Annotated in this window: 12 protein-coding genes and 1 tRNA gene; 6 read left to right on the top strand and 7 right to left on the bottom strand. The window is 42.3% G+C overall.

Annotated features, from left to right (window positions below):
* Window positions 1–223: 223 nt before the first annotated feature.
* Both cmk and J3U75_RS03120 read right to left on the bottom strand, forming a co-directional pair.
* Window positions 224–898 (bottom strand): (d)CMP kinase, encoded by a 675-nt coding sequence (gene cmk, locus J3U75_RS03115; protein ID WP_267390453.1) that lies wholly within the window; start codon window positions 896–898, stop codon window positions 224–226.
* A 203-nt stretch (window positions 899–1,101) separates the two neighbouring features.
* Window positions 1,102–1,728 (bottom strand): hypothetical protein, encoded by a 627-nt coding sequence (locus J3U75_RS03120; RefSeq protein WP_267390454.1) that lies wholly within the window; start codon window positions 1,726–1,728, stop codon window positions 1,102–1,104.
* 199 nt (window positions 1,729–1,927) lie between these two features.
* Here J3U75_RS03120 and aroA point away from each other — a divergent pair, with 199 nt between their 5' ends.
* The 3 genes from aroA to J3U75_RS03135 all read left to right on the top strand — a co-directional run bounded on the left by aroA (window position 1,928) and on the right by J3U75_RS03135 (window position 5,835).
* Window positions 1,928–3,241, top strand: a complete 1,314-nt coding sequence (gene aroA / locus J3U75_RS03125) for a 3-phosphoshikimate 1-carboxyvinyltransferase (protein WP_267390455.1) — start codon at window positions 1,928–1,930, stop codon at window positions 3,239–3,241.
* Between the two features lie 79 nt (window positions 3,242–3,320).
* The gene (gene ruvB, locus J3U75_RS03130) at window positions 3,321–4,361 is read left to right on the top strand and encodes a Holliday junction branch migration DNA helicase RuvB (RefSeq protein ID WP_267390456.1); all 1,041 of its coding nucleotides are present in this window, start codon (window positions 3,321–3,323) and stop codon (window positions 4,359–4,361) included.
* 85 nt (window positions 4,362–4,446) lie between these two features.
* Window positions 4,447–5,835: a phosphomannomutase/phosphoglucomutase gene (locus J3U75_RS03135; protein WP_267390457.1), complete on the top strand. Its 1,389-nt coding sequence runs from the start codon at window positions 4,447–4,449 to the stop codon at window positions 5,833–5,835.
* A 112-nt stretch (window positions 5,836–5,947) separates the two neighbouring features.
* On the opposite strand, the gene J3U75_RS03140 is transcribed toward J3U75_RS03135, so the two are convergent.
* The 3 genes from J3U75_RS03140 to J3U75_RS03150 form a co-directional block, all read right to left on the bottom strand.
* The gene (locus J3U75_RS03140; RefSeq protein ID WP_267390458.1) at window positions 5,948–7,186 is read right to left on the bottom strand and encodes an MFS transporter; all 1,239 of its coding nucleotides are present in this window, start codon (window positions 7,184–7,186) and stop codon (window positions 5,948–5,950) included.
* Between the two features lie 694 nt (window positions 7,187–7,880).
* Window positions 7,881–8,210: a thioredoxin TrxA gene (trxA, locus tag J3U75_RS03145; RefSeq protein WP_267390459.1), complete on the bottom strand. Its 330-nt coding sequence runs from the start codon at window positions 8,208–8,210 to the stop codon at window positions 7,881–7,883.
* Between the two features lie 146 nt (window positions 8,211–8,356).
* Window positions 8,357–9,541 carry an O-succinylhomoserine sulfhydrylase gene (locus J3U75_RS03150; protein WP_267390460.1) on the bottom strand — a complete coding sequence of 395 codons (1,185 nt, stop codon included), beginning with the start codon at window positions 9,539–9,541 and terminating at the stop codon, window positions 8,357–8,359.
* A 199-nt stretch (window positions 9,542–9,740) separates the two neighbouring features.
* Between J3U75_RS03150 and yaaA the strand changes: the two genes are divergently transcribed.
* The 3 genes from yaaA to J3U75_RS11380 all read left to right on the top strand — a co-directional run bounded on the left by yaaA (window position 9,741) and on the right by J3U75_RS11380 (window position 11,080).
* Window positions 9,741–10,523 (top strand): peroxide stress protein YaaA, encoded by a 783-nt coding sequence (yaaA, locus tag J3U75_RS03155; protein ID WP_267390461.1) that lies wholly within the window; start codon window positions 9,741–9,743, stop codon window positions 10,521–10,523.
* Window positions 10,524–10,630: 107 nt separating this feature from the next.
* Window positions 10,631–10,721: transfer RNA gene (locus tag J3U75_RS03160), tRNA-Ser, on the top strand.
* Between the two features lie 137 nt (window positions 10,722–10,858).
* Window positions 10,859–11,080: a DUF2321 domain-containing protein gene (locus J3U75_RS11380; protein WP_367578855.1), complete on the top strand. Its 222-nt coding sequence runs from the start codon at window positions 10,859–10,861 to the stop codon at window positions 11,078–11,080.
* Between the two features lie 324 nt (window positions 11,081–11,404).
* Here the strand turns inward: J3U75_RS11380 and J3U75_RS03165 are convergent, their stop codons facing one another.
* Window positions 11,405–11,875: a hypothetical protein gene (locus J3U75_RS03165; protein ID WP_267390462.1), complete on the bottom strand. Its 471-nt coding sequence runs from the start codon at window positions 11,873–11,875 to the stop codon at window positions 11,405–11,407.
* 904 nt (window positions 11,876–12,779) lie between these two features.
* On the bottom strand, window positions 12,780–17,163 hold a 4,384-nt coding region (locus tag J3U75_RS03170), incomplete at its 5' end, for a hemagglutinin repeat-containing protein (protein ID WP_267390463.1).

The following is a 17,163-nucleotide window of genomic DNA, read 5'->3' on the forward strand; positions in this document are numbered from 1 at the left end:
TCAAACAAGTATCGCCAGGGGATACGAAAGTTAGTTAATCAAAACCGGCACACCCTGACTGTGCCAGCAATACTATTAATTTAATTGCGACCAATATAATAAATACATACACCAGCGCAAAATATAAATATGTAAAACAATTATTTGATACAGTACTCGAATGCTCTTGTATAGGCGAACACACTTAGCACTGTGTACAAAATCCGAGAATTATACATTATTTTTAGATTTTTCGATACCAATCAAGTACTTTTTCTACACTTTCTTCAATAGTAAGTAGAGATGTGTCAAGAATTTTGGCATCACGAGCAGGTTTAAGCGGAGCCACTAATCGGGTGCGGTCTGTCTGATCACGTTTTTCAATATCAGCCAGTATCTGCCGATATTCGATCCCATTATTGGCAATTCCAAACTGCAAGGCACGCCGTTGTGCTCGTACTGTAGCACTGGCTGTAAGAAATATTTTCAGTTCAGCCTGAGGAAATACGACTGTAGCCATATCTCTGCCATCTGCCACCAATCCTTTGGAAGTCAGAAAATTGCGCTGACGTTGCAATAATGCGTCTCTCACTGCCGGTAAAGCAGCAACTGCGGAGGCTCCCATACCAATATCCTCGGCACGAATTTCTGCTGTTACATCCTTACTATCAAGCAAAATGCATTCATTGTGGAAAATCACAGGTAGATTCTTTGCCAATACTGCAACACCTGATTCATCCTGCCAATTAATATGCTGTTGCCGTGCATAGAGTGCAGTCAACCGGTATAAAGCTCCAGAATCCAAATAATCTCTATTGAGAACATTTGCTACTCTTGCTGCCACAGTTCCTTTTCCAGATGCACTTGGACCATCAATTGCAATTACTTTCAAACGTGGCTCAAGTTGTTTCGCCACCATATTCTTCCTTTATTAAGTACATCTTTTATATATTGTACAAAATTTTTTCAATGACCAGTATCTTCGAGATAACTGATAATCAAAAATGCCCAATCACACCCAATGTACTTTAACCACTGTTAAAGATTTCTAGTCTAGTTCAAACCTTTAGCATAATGTTTGAAAGCAGTTATTGGCATCTATATATTCTAATTTTAGATTTATCAATGTGCTTCAACTTGTTTTAAGGATTTCTTCATCTGTAAAATGGTACGCCACTGCATTACAGCAGATACAGTGAATAAAGCAAGCATAAAAGGACATTCATACAATTCTTCCAACAAGTCATCATAAGCAGAATTGAAAAGAATAAACTGTGAAATCCAACGACCACGTTCAATGGCATCCGCAAGTAGAAAACCCGCCGCAGCAAGCAAAAAATTCCAAATAGGAAAAGGCTGCTTGTAATAATAAACAATTCCTTCACGCAAACGAGGCCAAACCAGCATCAAGATTAACCCGAGAATCAATATTGCTGCTATTGTGTGATATACCGCGTGTTCATAGCCGGGAAATGTCTGCCTACCCCAATTCTGGTCACGTCCCAGCAACAAAAGCCACCATAAGGATGCCCATAACCAAAACGCTTTTTTCTTACCGGACAACCCACTGCAAACAGTTGAAAAAAAAGTAAATAAGCAACAAAAAAGCAGAAACAGCGTCTGCCCCTCTTCAACTTTGGAAACAAAATCAGGAGGAATGTGCAATTGCTGCGCGAAAGGCACACCCAATATCATGATCAACCAAAGTGTACTGAGTTTGGACCAGTGCCAATCAAATTTAAATTTCATACTAACTAACTTTTATTTTAAGATACTAACATGTCTAATATTATACCTAATCTAACTAATACTTACTGGTTTTATATTTAACCACTTATTATGCATTTTCATGTTTAACTTTGCCGAAATCCATTCTTTTTTAGCATATCCGCCCGCACAATTAACTGATAAACTTGCAAGCTAATCATGAAAATTTATTAATACCTGAATGAATACACTGCATTTAACATCCAGCACTTGTCATGTCTCTACCATTAACTTACCCGGTTCGAAAAGTATCAGCAACCGAACTTTGCTTCTGGCGGCACTAGCAGACAATACAAGCGAAATATACGATGTGCTGGATTCTGATGACACTCTACATATGCTGAATGCATTGAAAATATTGGGTGTTAAAATTGAACAGCTACCCAATGCAGAAAAAGAATCAGGGTTGAATTTGCGAATATACGGATGTAATGGTAAGTTTCCACAACAGCAAGCAGAATTATTTCTGGGGAATGCAGGCACTGCTTTTAGACCCTTAACTGCTGTACTAGCAATTTTGGGTGGGGAATACTATTTACACGGTGTAGCACGTATGCATGAACGCCCGATTGGTGACTTGGTCGATGCGTTAAAAACAGCCGGCGCAATTATTGAATATAAAGGAAAAACAGGTTATCCACCGTTACAAATATATCCAGCCCAAACTCCGACCAATCATCTCCTCAGTATTAAAGGTAATGTCTCCAGTCAATTTTTGACAGCATTACTGATGGCTTTACCCTTAACCGGACAAGCTTATACCATAAAAGTAGTAGGTGAATTAATTTCAAAACCCTATATCGCTATCACTCTTAAATTGTTGCAACAATTCGGAGTACAAATAACCCATAAAAATTTTCAGATATTTCAGCTACCGGCAGGTCAACATTACCATGCTCAAGAAAAATTATTTGTTGAAGGTGATGCATCAAGTGCTTCCTATTTCCTCGCAGCCGGACTTTTATCTGGCCAACCCATACGCGTAAATGGCATAGATGCCAATAGTATTCAAGGAGATATAGCTTTTGTACATGAACTTGAAAAAATCGGAGCACGTGTTAGCTGGGGAAACCAATTTATAGAAATATCCCGTTCACCTGAGCAAGAAATCTTACCATTTGACATTGATGCCAACCATATTCCAGATGCAGCCATGACTTTAGCCATCATTGCACTGGCCTGTAAAAATACCTGTCGCATTCGAAATATTGCCAGTTGGCGTGTTAAAGAAACTGATCGCATTTCAGCCATGGCAACAGAATTGCGCAAACTTGGTGCTAAAATAATTGAAACTGAAGACAGTATCAGCATTACACCACCAACTACATTACAATGCGATATACATATCAGTACCTATGATGATCATCGCATAGCAATGTGCTTTTCATTAGTTAGTCTTTTGGGAACGTCGGTCTATATCGATGATCCTCAGTGCGTTAATAAAACCTTTCCCAATTATTTCAAAATTTTTGCCAGCATGTGCACACCTGTTTAAAATCTAAATTTTATCTTGTCTGTTTCGATTAACCTTGGCATTAAGCCAATATTGCTATAATTTAATTTTTTATTCAGCCATGCTACAAACAGACCAACTTTCCGGTGCAAAACCACAGCGGGTTATCAGCCCGCAAACTGTCTCCGCTCAGGAAGAGCAGCTGGAGCGTGCATTACGGCCGCGCGCATTAACAGACTATATCGGCCAGCACAAAGCTAAAGAACAGCTTTCTATCTTTATACAGGCGGCCAAAATACGAAAAGAGGCACTGGATCACACCCTTTTATTTGGCCCACCTGGTTTGGGCAAGACTACTCTTGCTCATATCATTGCCCATGAGCTTGGCGTAAGTTTGCGCCAGACATCAGGCCCTGTGCTGGAACGCGCAGGCGATCTCGCTGCCATTCTGACTAATCTCGAGCCACACGATGTTCTTTTTATAGATGAAATTCATCGCTTAAATCCTGTAGTAGAAGAAATACTGTATCCCGCACTGGAAGACTACCAATTAGACATCATGATTGGTGAAGGGCCGGCAGCACGTTCGGTGAAAATAGACTTGCCTCCTTTCACACTGGTAGGTGCCACCACGCGTGCAGGGATGCTTACAAATCCATTGCGCGATCGTTTCGGTATCGTTTCTCGTCTAGAGTTTTACAATAATAATGACTTAACAACAATTGTGACCCGTTCTGCACAGCTATTACAACTTCATATCGACAATACAGGTGCAGCTGAAATTGCCAGACGCAGCCGTGGCACACCTCGCATTGCTAATCGCCTGTTGCGCCGCGTACGCGATTATGCCGAAGTAAAACATGAAGGAAAAATCAATGCAGAAATTGCAGATGCTGCGTTAAAAATGCTGGATATCGATCAATCTGGTCTTGATGTAATGGATTGCAAATATCTTGAAGCGATTCTCTATAAATTTTCTGGTGGACCAGTTGGTCTTGACAATATTGCAGCAGCAATCGGCGAATCAACCGATACCATAGAGGATGTAATAGAGCCCTATTTAATTCAGCAGGGTTTTTTACAACGTACACCTCGCGGACGCATGGCAACAGAACTTAGCTACAGCCATTTTGGCATACCAGCTCCAACCAATAAAACCTGATTCCCAAAATACATTGCACGAATCAGCCATACCAGCATCAGACCTAACTCAGATTAACTGAGCACAATTATTCAGGAAAATACTCATGACTTCAAATCAGATAGATGCAAGCATATTCAAAGCCTATGATATCCGCGGTGTAGTTGATGTGTCTTTAAACAAAGATACAGCTGAACTGATTGGCCGCGCCATAGCCACAGTAGCACTAAGCAAAGGCATCAGCCAGATTGCTCTTGGCCGTGACGGCCGGCTTTCAGGTCCAATACTGGCAGCTAGCTTGATTCAAGGCATCACTGCCTGTGGTATCAACGTAATTGATGTAGGAATGGTAGCTACACCCATGCTGTATTTTGCCGCAGTAGAGCATTGTCAGGGCAGCGGCATCATGATCACCGGAAGTCATAATCCACCAGATTATAATGGTTTTAAAATGATGCTAGCTGGCACCACGCTTGCCGGCGACGATATACAAACATTACGCACAATAATTGAGTCCGAACAACTTGCTGCCAATGCAGAACATAGTGGCAATGTGGTTCCTTTGCCTATAGCAAGAGAATACATTACTTACATAAGCAATCAGGTACAGCTTAAGCGCCCAATGAAAATCGTAATTGATGCGGGAAACGGCGTAGCCGGAGCCTATGCAGGTGACTTGTATCGTGCGCTTGGTTGTGAGGTGAAAGAATTATTCTGCGAAGTAGATGGCCATTTTCCTAATCATCATCCTGATCCTGCCAAGCCAGCTAACCTGCAGGATTTAATTCAAGCATTGCACAGCAGTGACGCTGAAATAGGACTGGCTTTTGACGGTGATGGTGATCGTTTAGGTGTAGTCACCAAAGATGGCCAAATCATCTATCCAGACCGGCAGCTAATGTTGTTTGCTGCTGATGTACTAACTCGAAACCCTGAAGCGAAAATTATCTATGATGTAAAATCAACCCGATTATTAAAACCGTGGATTGAACAACATGGTGGTGAAGCCATCATGAGTAAAACCGGACATAGCTTTATTAAAGCCGCTATCAAAGAACACGGTGCATTGCTTGCTGGTGAAATGAGTGGCCATGTATTTTTTAAAGAACGCTGGTTAGGATTTGATGATGGCTTATACGCCGGTGCACGATTACTGGAAATATTATCCGCTACAGAAGATCCATCCGCGGTTTTAAATGCCTTACCTGAAGGTATATCTACGCCTGAAATTAACATTGCCGTACCTGCCGGTCAATCAGGACACGAAATCATATCCAATCTGGCTAAAACAGCTGAGTTCAGCGGAGAAGTAAAACGCATTACCATTGATGGATTAAGAATAGAGTTTAAAAACGGCTTCGGACTAATGCGCGCATCTAATACCACACCTGTTTTAGTCCTGCGTTTTGAGGCGGATGATCAGCAAGCTCTGGACAGCATTATTGCTCAATTCAAAGCTGTAATAGCACAAAATCCTGATTTAGAATGGGCATAAACAAGTTAAAATTCCTATATATATAGATTGCCCGATTTTAAAAACACAGACGGCTACCATTTTGGTAGCCGTTTTGGGAATAGATAAAATATCTACAACACAGCAGAATCAATTAACCTTTTGCCTTACTGCCGGTTTCACGAACGAATATCGTCATAATAAAAGCTAGAATTAATCCGACTACAAACACGATATCAGCATTCTGGAAAACTTTCAGATTCAACTGACCTTCAGCCCCAGCCAAATGATCAATCAATATGCTGAAAAGATTCGTCATAATCGCACTAATAACAAACACGAAAAAGTTAATCACACCTGTAGCCGTACCCTTCACTTCATCTGGATTAACTTCTTTAATCATAGTATAAGGGATCATAGCAGCGCCTGAAGCAACCCCAAATAGAAAACCCATAATATAAGGGGGCATCGCATTAGGCAAATACACAATCAGACCACCGGTAATACCCATAGCAATTATACTACCCATTACAACAGGTTTACGGCGTCCGATTACATCTGATAAATAGCCCAGAACTGGACAACCAACCACCCAGCCTAAAGGTACCATTGCCAAACGCAACGCCACATCACTACTGGCGCTCAGACCCTCTTGTAAAAACTGATTACCCCAGGCAATATTTCCCACATTAGTAGGCAAGAACATCATAGCCCCAATAAAGGCACAGATATACGATTGAGGGTTTTTCAGCACTACCAAATAAGGATGGCTGAGCCCAGTCCAGTCAATTTTTCCTTCCCGTGTACGTGGAGTAATGAACACTGAAGCAAAGAATATTACTGCCAGCACACCAGCGGCCACCATCCAGAACATCTGCCAGGTCAAAATCTGATTTTTTATAATTGGAGAGACTACAGCCTGCCCCATAAAACCGCCCAGCATACCAAAGCATTGTGTCATACCAACGGCAGTAGCCAGCCATTTTTTGGGAAAACCGCGTGTAGCTAAAAATACTGCACTGGTAAAAGCTAGCCCAGAACCCGCACCTTGAAGGAAACGTCCACTCTGAGCAGTAATTACTGTACCCGAGCAAAACAGCACACATCCAATAGCAACTAAAATAATACCCAATGAAGCTGTAAAACGTGGCCCAATTCGATCCAACAATACACCGGATACCAGCGCAAAAAAAGCATAAGAATAGAAATACAGGCCAATAATACCGGCCATTTCAACTTTACTTATTTCCAAAGTGGCAATTATTTCTGTCTGCATAATACTGGGTGCAGAACGCAATGCATATTGGACAAAATAGAAAATGGCACAGATTAACCAAGCTATCACAAATGTTTTATTTAATAGATTGGATTCTTTACCACTGGGAGGAGACACTGAGGCTCTTGATTCTTGATTCATAGCGCTCTCGCTTTCGTTTAATTACGAATGAAATATCACAAAATCATTCTAACAAAAGCCAGCATGCTTGAACAATAAAGTTAACTCATGCGCCAAAAAAGAAATAAAACGCTAAAATTACATTTATTTAAACAATAAAATTGAATATTAATTCAAATTAAACATTATCAGTAAAATAAAATGCCAATAAAATGATATTCCAAAAATATATTCGAATATATTTAACATATATAATCATATTTAACTAAAATGCATTAATATGTTTACAATGTTTTTACACTTAATAGACAACTAAGATAGTATAATTTTTATTATAATTTTCGTTATTTTAAGGATATTAAAAATAAATAATTAAAGTTTTATAAATTTCTTAAATTTAATTGCTATCAAGTCAAATTATACAAAAAAAACTATTTGATTAAAGCGAATATCAAATTATTTATTATCTACAGTATAAATAAATGACAAAAATTTAAAAATTGATTTCAATCTATTCTTGGTTCTATTAAGGCTAATCAATTTTTAGTTTGAAATATATCAATAAATATCGCCGGCTAATCAAAGTCGAAGAAATTTATGTCCTTGAATAATGCAGTTCTTATAAGTCAAATAAACAAACTTAAACCATTATTATTATTCTAGGACATAAATAAACAGCAGAAATTAACAACTACAGAGAAGCATTAATAAAAGCTTCTAATTGCCCTTTATTCAAGGCACCAACTTTAGTTGCGACACTGGAACCATTTTTAAAAATCATAAGGGTAGGAATACCACGAACTCCAAATTTTGCAGGCGTTTCCTGATTTTCATCTACATTTAGCTTTACAATTTTCAACTTCCCCTGATATTCGGCAGCCAAATCGTCCAATATCGGGGCAATCATTTTACATGGACCGCACCATGGTGCCCAAAAATCCAACAATACTGGGACATCTGACTGTAAAACTTCATTTGCAAAATTTCCATCGCCTATATGAACAATTAAATCATTACTCATTATGGTTTCCTTTATTATCACATTGTCTATATACCATATAGCCAATCGTCTATCATTGCAATAGATGAATTATACCCAAGGATGAATACAACTCTACACACGCATTAGTTCTCAAATATACTTCTGAAAATTATACTATTATTGTATTACATAGTAATCATTTTCAGAGCATTGGCTAGATCAGCCTTTAAATCCACCGCATGTTCTAGTCCAATCGATAAACGAATCAATCCAGGCTGAATAGCTGCATCTAGCTTAGCTTCAGGAGTCATGCGACCATGCGTAGTCGTCCATGGATGCGTCACAGTAGATTTTACATCTCCGAGATTACCCGTTTTACTAAACAACGTTAAAGCATCAATCACCTGCCATGCTGCCTGCTCTCCACCTTTTACTTCAAAAGCTACCACTATACCGCCACCCTGCTGCTGCTTGCGCACCAAAGCTTTTTGAGGATGATTTGCCAGCCCAGTGTAATGAACAGCCACTACTTGTGGTTGCGTAGACAGGAACTGAGCCACTTCTAATGCATTAGCACATTGTTTTTCCATGCGGACATATAATGTTTCCAATCCACTTAGCAACACCCACGCATTAAAAGGTGCCAGCACCTCCCCAGTAGTACGTACGTGCTGAAAAATTTCATTAATCAAGGCTTCTCTGCCACAAATTACGCCACCCATCACTCGCCCGTGGCCATCAATAGCCTTAGTAGCAGATTGTACGGAAATATCAGCGCCCAGAGCCAAAGGTTGCTGTAATGCAGGAGAAAGAAAACTGTTATCCACCACCAGCAAAGCCTGATTAGTGTGCGCAATTTCTGCTAGTTTTCCAATATCAGCCAATTCATTTAGCGGATTAGATGGTGTTTCCACAAACAGCATACGCGTATTAGGGCGCATAGCTGCCTGCCATTCATCAGTATCAGTTTGGCTAACCAATGTTACTTCAATGCCAAAACGAGGCAGAATATTATTCAGTAAACCTATTGTGGTACCAAACAAACTTTTACTAGCAACCAGATGATCACCGGCTTTCAACAAAGCCAAAAAAACTGCGTTAATAGCAGCCATTCCTGTAGAAGCTGCCAAACCAGCTTCAGCCTGCTCCAGCTGAGCTACTCGTGCCTGAAAAGCGGCAACATTTGGATTATTGGTACGAGTATAGGTATAACCCGGTACCGAACCAGCAAATAGAGCCGCACCGGCCTCAGCACTATCAAACATAAAACTACTGGTTAAAAACAAAGCAGAATTATGCTCATTATATGTGGTTTGTTCCTTAGCACCCCTGATCGCAATAGTTTCTGGGTGCAGATGCAATGTAGACATAATAATTAAGTTAATCTATAAATATGAGTAAAGAATTGTGCCGTTTTTTTTAGGATTATGCAAATAACCAGCTAATCAGATTCAGGAATGTAGTATTCTTTGTACCAGACTTCCCACACCAGTATATACAGCTAAATTTCTAAACTTGGGAATACAGAATTCTCATATTCACAGTTATAGCTAGGCAAAAGGAAAAAATATGTACTTTGTAATATCACCTGCAAAAAAACTGAATGAAAAAAAAGAAAATTTAACCCGCAAACATACACAACCTGAGCTATTAACACAGGCCAGAAAATTAATACCAGTATTAAAACAGCTGGCTCCGCATGATATCGCCGAATTAATGGGTATCTCGGACAAACTTGCAGTGCAGAATGCCGAGCGTTTTAATGACTGGCAGCCTCCTTTTACTCTAGAAAATGCAAAACAAGCAGTCTATTTGTTTAATGGTGATGTTTATGAAGGCCTTGATGCCACTACATTATCCCCTGAAGCTTTAAATTATATACAACTACATCTAGGTATACTTTCCGGTTTATATGGTTTATTAAAGCCTCTGGATCTAATTCAGCCTTATCGGCTGGAAATGGGCACCAAACTGGCAAATGAACACGGTAAGGATTTATATGCATTCTGGGGAAACACTATTACCCATACAGTAGAAAAAAATATGCAGGCTGCTCAAGACAAAGTATTAATTAATCTGGCGTCACATGAGTATTTCAAAGCCATTCAGCCATCAAAATTATCTGCATCTGTAGTTACACCTGTTTTCAAAGACCAGAAAAACGGTACCTATAAAATAATCAGCTTTTATGCCAAGCGTGCACGTGGTTTATTTGTACGCTATGCTGCTCAAAACAAGATAAGTGAACCAGAGCAACTTAAAAATTTCGATTGTGAAGGCTACTATTTCGACAAAGCATCATCTACAGATAAAGAATGGGTATTCCTACGAGATGAAATACATCACTTATAAAATTTAATTAAAAATAAAAATAATGATTTAGCAGATAACTGCAAATTATTAAGATAAAAAACTTGGCAAATGCGCATTTATCGTCTAATATGCGCATCTTCAAAGACGGAAGCGTGGCAGAGTGGTTTAATGCAACGGTCTTGAAAACCGTCGAGGGTTGATAGCCCTCCGTGAGTTCGAATCTCACCGCTTCCGCCAAATAATAAATATAATAAACTCGTTACTAAGAATCTTTTAGCCTATTTAACTACTGTAAAGCCAAAACTAAACGAGCGTTGTCGTTACAAGAAATTATGGCAACAGTTCGATTTATACAGGCCTGCCCGAATTGACATATTGCAACAACCGCAGCAGACGTTTATCCCGAATGTCGAGAAGCATTCGGTGCGCAATATGGCGATGCAACCATTACACAATGCCCGAATTGCAGTGCATCGATACTGTGTGACTACCAAATTGAAGGCGTATTATTCTTAGGTAGCCAATACAAGCCACCAGTGTTATTGTTGCTATTGATAGTTTTGAGCGCATCTGCCAAGAAGACGATTTGGGTTTGAACAGCTCTAGCTAGGTATTCACAGCACATCAAGCTGTTACTTCATAAACTTTGTTTAATGGGACTATTCTTCAAGTCTTGTACAAGACTATTTCACCTCTCACCTGCCCTCAGCATCTCTTTTCTTCACTTGCTCTGCTGATAAGTAAGCTCCATACGTTGGAGTTCCTCTTTTTTCCATATATTGCTCGTACATGGTTTGATCCCATACACTATTTGGGAATATAGTTTTATGGGTCATAGTTTTATGGCCTTTAATTGTTATATTACCCTACAGACCCATCAAATTACTATTCCGACATCTTTGCCCTTCATTCTATCTTTGCTACCTATTTTTTCTTTCTGGACATTTATGAGAATAAGTATTTAACCATTTTTTCTCTGTCAAACTTAAATCAGATAACAATTTATATGTATTAGGATACAGATGAATATTTATATTATTTTCTAATTTATTTTTTTTTAGATTTATTTTACCCAAATATAAATTTTTATCGTAATAACAAAATCCATCATCAAAAGTACCATTTACATAGGTAAAGAATATATCTTCCCCTTCTTTTACATAGTCATGAACAAGTGCATGAACATATACATAATTATGGATATCACTATCATCCAAAAGTTCATACTCGAAAACAGAATCTCCATAATAATCGTACCTAAATATATATTTGCCATATTTATCATCAGTTATTCCAGTAAATAAAAATGCAAACCAAATGATATAGCCAATTATTAAAAATAATAATAGCATAAATATGCTAAATATTTTATGTTTCCAAAACCAATTCATTTTATTTCCTAATTTACTATAAATTACATTTTTCCTGTTTTTAATATAAATTTAATAACTTATACCTTTACTTGGACCCTTTGATACAAAACCACAGAACTGGCTGTGGCTGCCAATATGCCCCCTACGCTATTGGTTGGTGCGGCCAATCCTGCTCCGATGGCGTTCAGCAGTAAGCCGCCTGTGTTTCATTGCGACAGCTCTTTTTCGTATTGTTCCCGCTCTGATAAGGTCAGGTTTTCGTCTTTCAGTTTTTCTTTCAGGCTATCCTTTCTGCTGTTTATCATTGCTGAGGTAGCCTGTATATTGGCGCTGAATTCCTGTGTGACTTCACGCTGTGTATCCAGCTCTTTCTGAACTTTGTCTTTGTCAAAGTTATTGCTCAGGTAGTCGGCTTTATCTGCATAGTTGTCACTGCTGGTATCAGTATGAATTCCGGCTATGGTTTCGGCTACGCTTTTTCCGGTTTTCTGCTGTTGGGCAGCAGCATCCGTAATGATGATGTTGNCTCGTATTGATGCCGCTGTGGGTGGTACTGCTGCTATGGCCACTATCATGTCCGAAGCCAAGGGACTTGCTGGCACCCGTTTCACCCTGATTAGCCAGGTTAATCTTGTCATTACCAGTAGGCTGTTTTTGTCCCAGTGATGAACCGCTGAGGCTGCCACTACCACTTAAACCAATACTACTACCACTGTAATCACTATGATTATGAATATCGCTGCTCGTCAGGCTGCCGGTAATTACTTGGTTTTTGCCTGCCGCTTCGGCTGCTGCAGTAGAGGTGATGATGGCACCTTTGAGGTCGGTATTGCCTTTGATGTTGAGCTGGTAGCCATTGTCACCGGCAATGATGCCGCTTTGTTCTGTTACAGCAGCATAATCGGCTTTTATTTTGCTTTTACTAAAGCTGGCAGAGGCGGATGCGCCATAGCCTACGGTNAACCTGCCCGCTGATATTCTGCTGTTTGCTGTTGTATTTGGCTGTGTCCTGCAAGCTTTCGATATTTAGTTCGGCTGCATCAATCTGTACGCCTTTACCTGCTACCTGTGCGCCTTTGATGTTGGTGGCTCCGCCGCTGACTATGCTGGTGTGGCCGCTGCTGCTTCCAATATGGCTGTTGCGGTAGCTGGTTTCGTCACCATTGCCATGTCCTTTGCCGGCATTACCACCAGCGGTCACTCCAAAGGCTAATCCATTGGAACCATAGCTGATGGCTACGCCGGCATTCCAGCCACTGGATTTGTTGCTGCTGCGCTCGCTGTGGTTTTGTTCGGCCGCCAGCAGGTTGATTTCGTTGTCTGCCTGTAAGTGTGTACCTTGTTTGCCATTGACATCTGAGCCAATGATGTTGATGTTGGAATCCTGTCCGGCTCCGGTTGCCAGTATGTTGACTTCACCACCGGCATTAATCTGGCTGGCTGCGGCGACGCTGTCGCGGCTGTGGGTTTCACTGCGGCTTTTTTGCTGGCCTACGGTGATGCTGACGCTGACATTGGTGGCGTTTTGTGGATTGTTGGCCAGGTCGGCGGCGGCATTGCCGGCTTTATACATGTCTACGCCGGCATTGAAGGCTGCCATGGCGTTGACGCGCGCGTTTTTGCTTTCGCCTATGCGATTTACGGCGGTACTGGCTGTTTGGATGGCATTGACTATGGGTACGTTGACGGCTACGGTAAGGCCGCTTTTTTCGAAGGTATGGATGTTGTCTCGGCTGTACTGGTCTTCGGCTGCGTTGATGTCTATCTGTTTGGCTATGATGTTTACGTTACCTTGCGGGGAGGAGACGCTGCTGCCGGTTTGGGTATAGTGGTTGCCGGCTATAATGGTGGTGTCTCCGTTGAGGCTGCCAACGCTGCTGCCGCTGTGGATGGTGCGGCGGCTGGTGGTGTCATCGGTTTCTTTCTGTTTCCCGATGCTAAAGCCGATGCCGCCACTGCCCATTAGGCCGGATTTGGTTTCTTTGTGGTATTCCTGATCTTGATACTGGTTGGACGCCGCTGTGATGTTAACATCCTGGCCGGCTTTCAGCACTGTGCCATTATCGGAGATGATGTTGCTGCCACGGATGTTAATATCTTGATCACTACTGATGCTGACTTTGGCGCCGGTGATATTGCTGCCTACAGCTTCATCATAGTTTGCCCGCGATTGGTCAAGACTGGTTTTTTTGGACATTAGGCCGCTGGATTTGATGTAGACGGAGTGGTCTAGCTCGGTCTGTTGACGCCCTTCTATGATATTGACACCGTTTTTGCCGTGCAGGCTGACGTTGCCGTTTTCGCTGTTGATGTCGCCCTGCCGGATGTTGAGCTGGTCTGCAGCCTGTATTTGTATATCACCGGCAGCACTGATGCTGGTGCCGTTTTCGTTTTGATAATGGTTTATCCAGTGGTTTTTGTCGCTGCTGCTGCCATCTGTCATGTCGCGGCGGGTAGTAACGGTATTGAGGTCGATGCTACCGGCACTGCTGCTGAGCTGTGTTGTGCCATTATCTGCATTGTTGACGATGCTGGCGCCACGGGTAGTGATGCCGTGGGTACCGGCTACGCTGAGAACAGCGTCTTTGTCTCCGGTGACATACAGCCCAGCGGTGCGGTCGATAACAGTACCACCGTTGCGTTCATCGCCATAGCTGGCCGTGGTGGTGTTGAAGTTGATTTTATCGGCCTTGAGGCTGAGTAGGTCTTTACCTACTGCGGATCCGCCGTTGAAATTGATGCTGTCGCTGGCGGTAAGGGCTACTTTGCTGCCGGTAAGCATGCCACTATTGTTAATATTCTGTGCCCCCAGATTAAGGATGTTCTGGCCGGCAATGCTGCCCTGATTGTTGATGTTGCCACTGTTTTGCAGGTTGATGTTGTGCGCACTGATTAGTGCGCCGGCTGTGGTCACGTCGTTATCACGTACTTTCAGGTAGATTCTGGGTACGAGTACGGTCTGCTGGCTGCCATCGGCCAGGGTGACGGTCTGGTTGACCAGCCACACCATGTCGCTGGTAAGCTGTGCCATTTGCTCGGCACTTAATGCGACTCCCGGGGTGATGTGAAACTGCTGTGCAAAGCTGATGCCGGCATTCATGAGTGCTTTGTACTGCTCTTCGTCATTACTGTAGCCTTCCAGCCGGCGGTAGCCGGTAAGCTGCGCTATCTGTTCGTTTATCAGTTTTTGTTCGTAATAGCCATCACCCAGCCGTTTTTGCATTCTGTCTGGGTTCTGCCCTAATGCGCTGAGCATGTAGTCGCTGCCGAGCCATTTTTTCATGTTGGTGAACGCTGGATCGGTTTCAACCAAATAGCCGCTGTTGGTGGGATTGATGTGGTACAGGCTGCTGCTGGGCAAGTTGGTATTGAAGCGGCTGAGACTTTGGATGCTTTGGTTGTGGTTTTCTGTCTGTGTCTGCGCTTTATCCTGTGGTTGAAGCTGATTGCCTGTTTTTGCCTGTTCGGCTTTGCCTTGATTGGCACTGATGCCGGCATGTTGCTGTACAACGCTTACTGGTGTGTCAAATTCATGGCTGGTTATGATGGTTTCGTTATATGGCTTTTCGCCTGTTTTTTTAATTTTACCGGAGCCCAGTTTGGGATTTTTATATTTGTATCCACCTTGTTGACCATGATTTTCAACCCGCTGCTGGCCTTTGGTTTCTTGGTTTTCCAGATTGAGGCTGTCACCACCGGTCAGATTGCCACCAATGATGATACGGCTGTTGTTATTGACCCAGTGTTCGCCACTGATGGTTAGGTCGCCGCCGATGATGATTTCTGCTGGCTGGCTTTCGGTGACACGCTGTTTGTAGGTATCACTTTTATAGTCCCACCATTTTACGTCTTTAGCTGAGTATTTTTTCCATTTTTTATTGGTGCCGTCATTGAATTTGAAACTGAGTTCTTTTTTTCCTTTTTTGAATTTTCCATCCACACCATCTACCCAGATTGCTGGATTGCCTTTTTCTTGTATCTGGAAGATTTTTTTACTGTTGTCGAGATATTCTTCTACAGCAAAATGATTATTCAGATTCTGTAGTTGCCGTACGGCGATGTTGCCATTTCCCTGCGCTTCGATGCGCGCGCTGCTGTTGAGCAGATTATCTGCTATGCCCACAGCCTGATGCTGTTGGTTTAGGCTGCCACCGATGGCGATGTCACCCTCGCTGGAAATCAGGGCGTGTTCTTTGNTGATATCAGTTGCACCAATGTCCAGCCGCTGGCGTGCGGCTATCACTGCTGCTTTGGTTTCGGTGCCGCTGGTTTCTTCCTGATTGTATAAATCATGGCTGCCAATGGCGACATGGTTGCCATAGATGCGGCCGGTGCCGATGTTGTTGATGCTGTTTCCGGACTGTACTAGTGTGGTGCCGTTGCTGTTTATCAGGCCACGGTTGGTGATTTTGCTTTGTGCCTGTAATTCGGTTTGATTGTTGCTCTGAATGGTGCCGCTGGCCTGATTGTCGATATCGGCTGCCTGCAGACGTACGCTGTCGCCGCCACTAAGGGTATGGCTGTTGCTGATCGTCCCTTGGCTGCTGATAGTCAGGTTGTGACCGGCGGTGATGTCTGCATCGACGCTGAAGTTATCTGTTAATGCGATTTCTGCATCGTGGCCGGCGACCATGGTGCCCGGGTTATTCAGATTTTGTGCTTGCAGGGTAAGATTCTGGCCGGCAATGATTTGTCCGTTCTGGCTGTTATCTATTTGCAAGGCGTTACCGCTGATATAAACGTCTTTTTGCGAGCTAATCTGTCCCTGCTGGTTGTTCAGGCTTTGGTTGATGTTGGTGCGCGTTTCTCCATTGGCACGTATGGCTCCATGGTTGTTATTTAGTGTGTCAGCATTAATTTTAATGTTTTCTGCGTCTACTGTGCCTTGTTGGTTATTGAATCCGCTGCTGTGAATTTCTGCTTGCTGAGCAGCACTGATTTTACCCGCTGTGTTATCGATATTACCGGCTTGAATGGTGAGCTGACCATTGCTGCCTATCTGGCCGGTATGGTTATTAAGCTGATTGGTTACGGTAAGCTGCTGGGCGTTGACGCTGCGAATAGCCCCCAGCTGATTATTTACGCTATCCGCTTTCAGTTGCAGACTGTCACTATCGATGGCGCCACTATTGTTATNCGCACCTCCACTCCATAGCTGCCCGTCTTTGCTATTGTCAATTTGCCCACTACTGTGTATCTGCAGTTGTTTCTGTGCCGCTATGACGCCGCTATCACTGTTGTCGGTGTTCTCTGCCTCTATGGCTATTTGTTCCGTCGACTGGATCCGGCCTTTGCGGTTGTCCAGT

Source organism: Snodgrassella sp. B3088 (assembly GCF_026535815.1).
In the GTDB taxonomy this organism is placed as follows: domain Bacteria; phylum Pseudomonadota; class Gammaproteobacteria; order Burkholderiales; family Neisseriaceae; genus Snodgrassella; species Snodgrassella alvi_E.

Coding starts and splice junctions, on each gene's coding strand:
- cmk (WP_267390453.1), bottom strand. CDS start 898: ATGGTGGCGAAACAACTTGAGCCACGTTTGAAAGTAATTGCAATTGAT.
- J3U75_RS03120 (WP_267390454.1), bottom strand. CDS start 1,728: ATGAAATTTAAATTTGATTGGCACTGGTCCAAACTCAGTACACTTTGG.
- aroA (WP_267390455.1), top strand. CDS start 1,928: ATGAATACACTGCATTTAACATCCAGCACTTGTCATGTCTCTACCATT.
- ruvB (WP_267390456.1), top strand. CDS start 3,321: ATGCTACAAACAGACCAACTTTCCGGTGCAAAACCACAGCGGGTTATC.
- J3U75_RS03135 (WP_267390457.1), top strand. CDS start 4,447: ATGACTTCAAATCAGATAGATGCAAGCATATTCAAAGCCTATGATATC.
- trxA (WP_267390459.1), bottom strand. CDS start 8,210: ATGAGTAATGATTTAATTGTTCATATAGGCGATGGAAATTTTGCAAAT.
- J3U75_RS03150 (WP_267390460.1), bottom strand. CDS start 9,541: ATGTCTACATTGCATCTGCACCCAGAAACTATTGCGATCAGGGGTGCT.
- yaaA (WP_267390461.1), top strand. CDS start 9,741: ATGTACTTTGTAATATCACCTGCAAAAAAACTGAATGAAAAAAAAGAA.
- J3U75_RS03165 (WP_267390462.1), bottom strand. CDS start 11,875: ATGAATTGGTTTTGGAAACATAAAATATTTAGCATATTTATGCTATTA.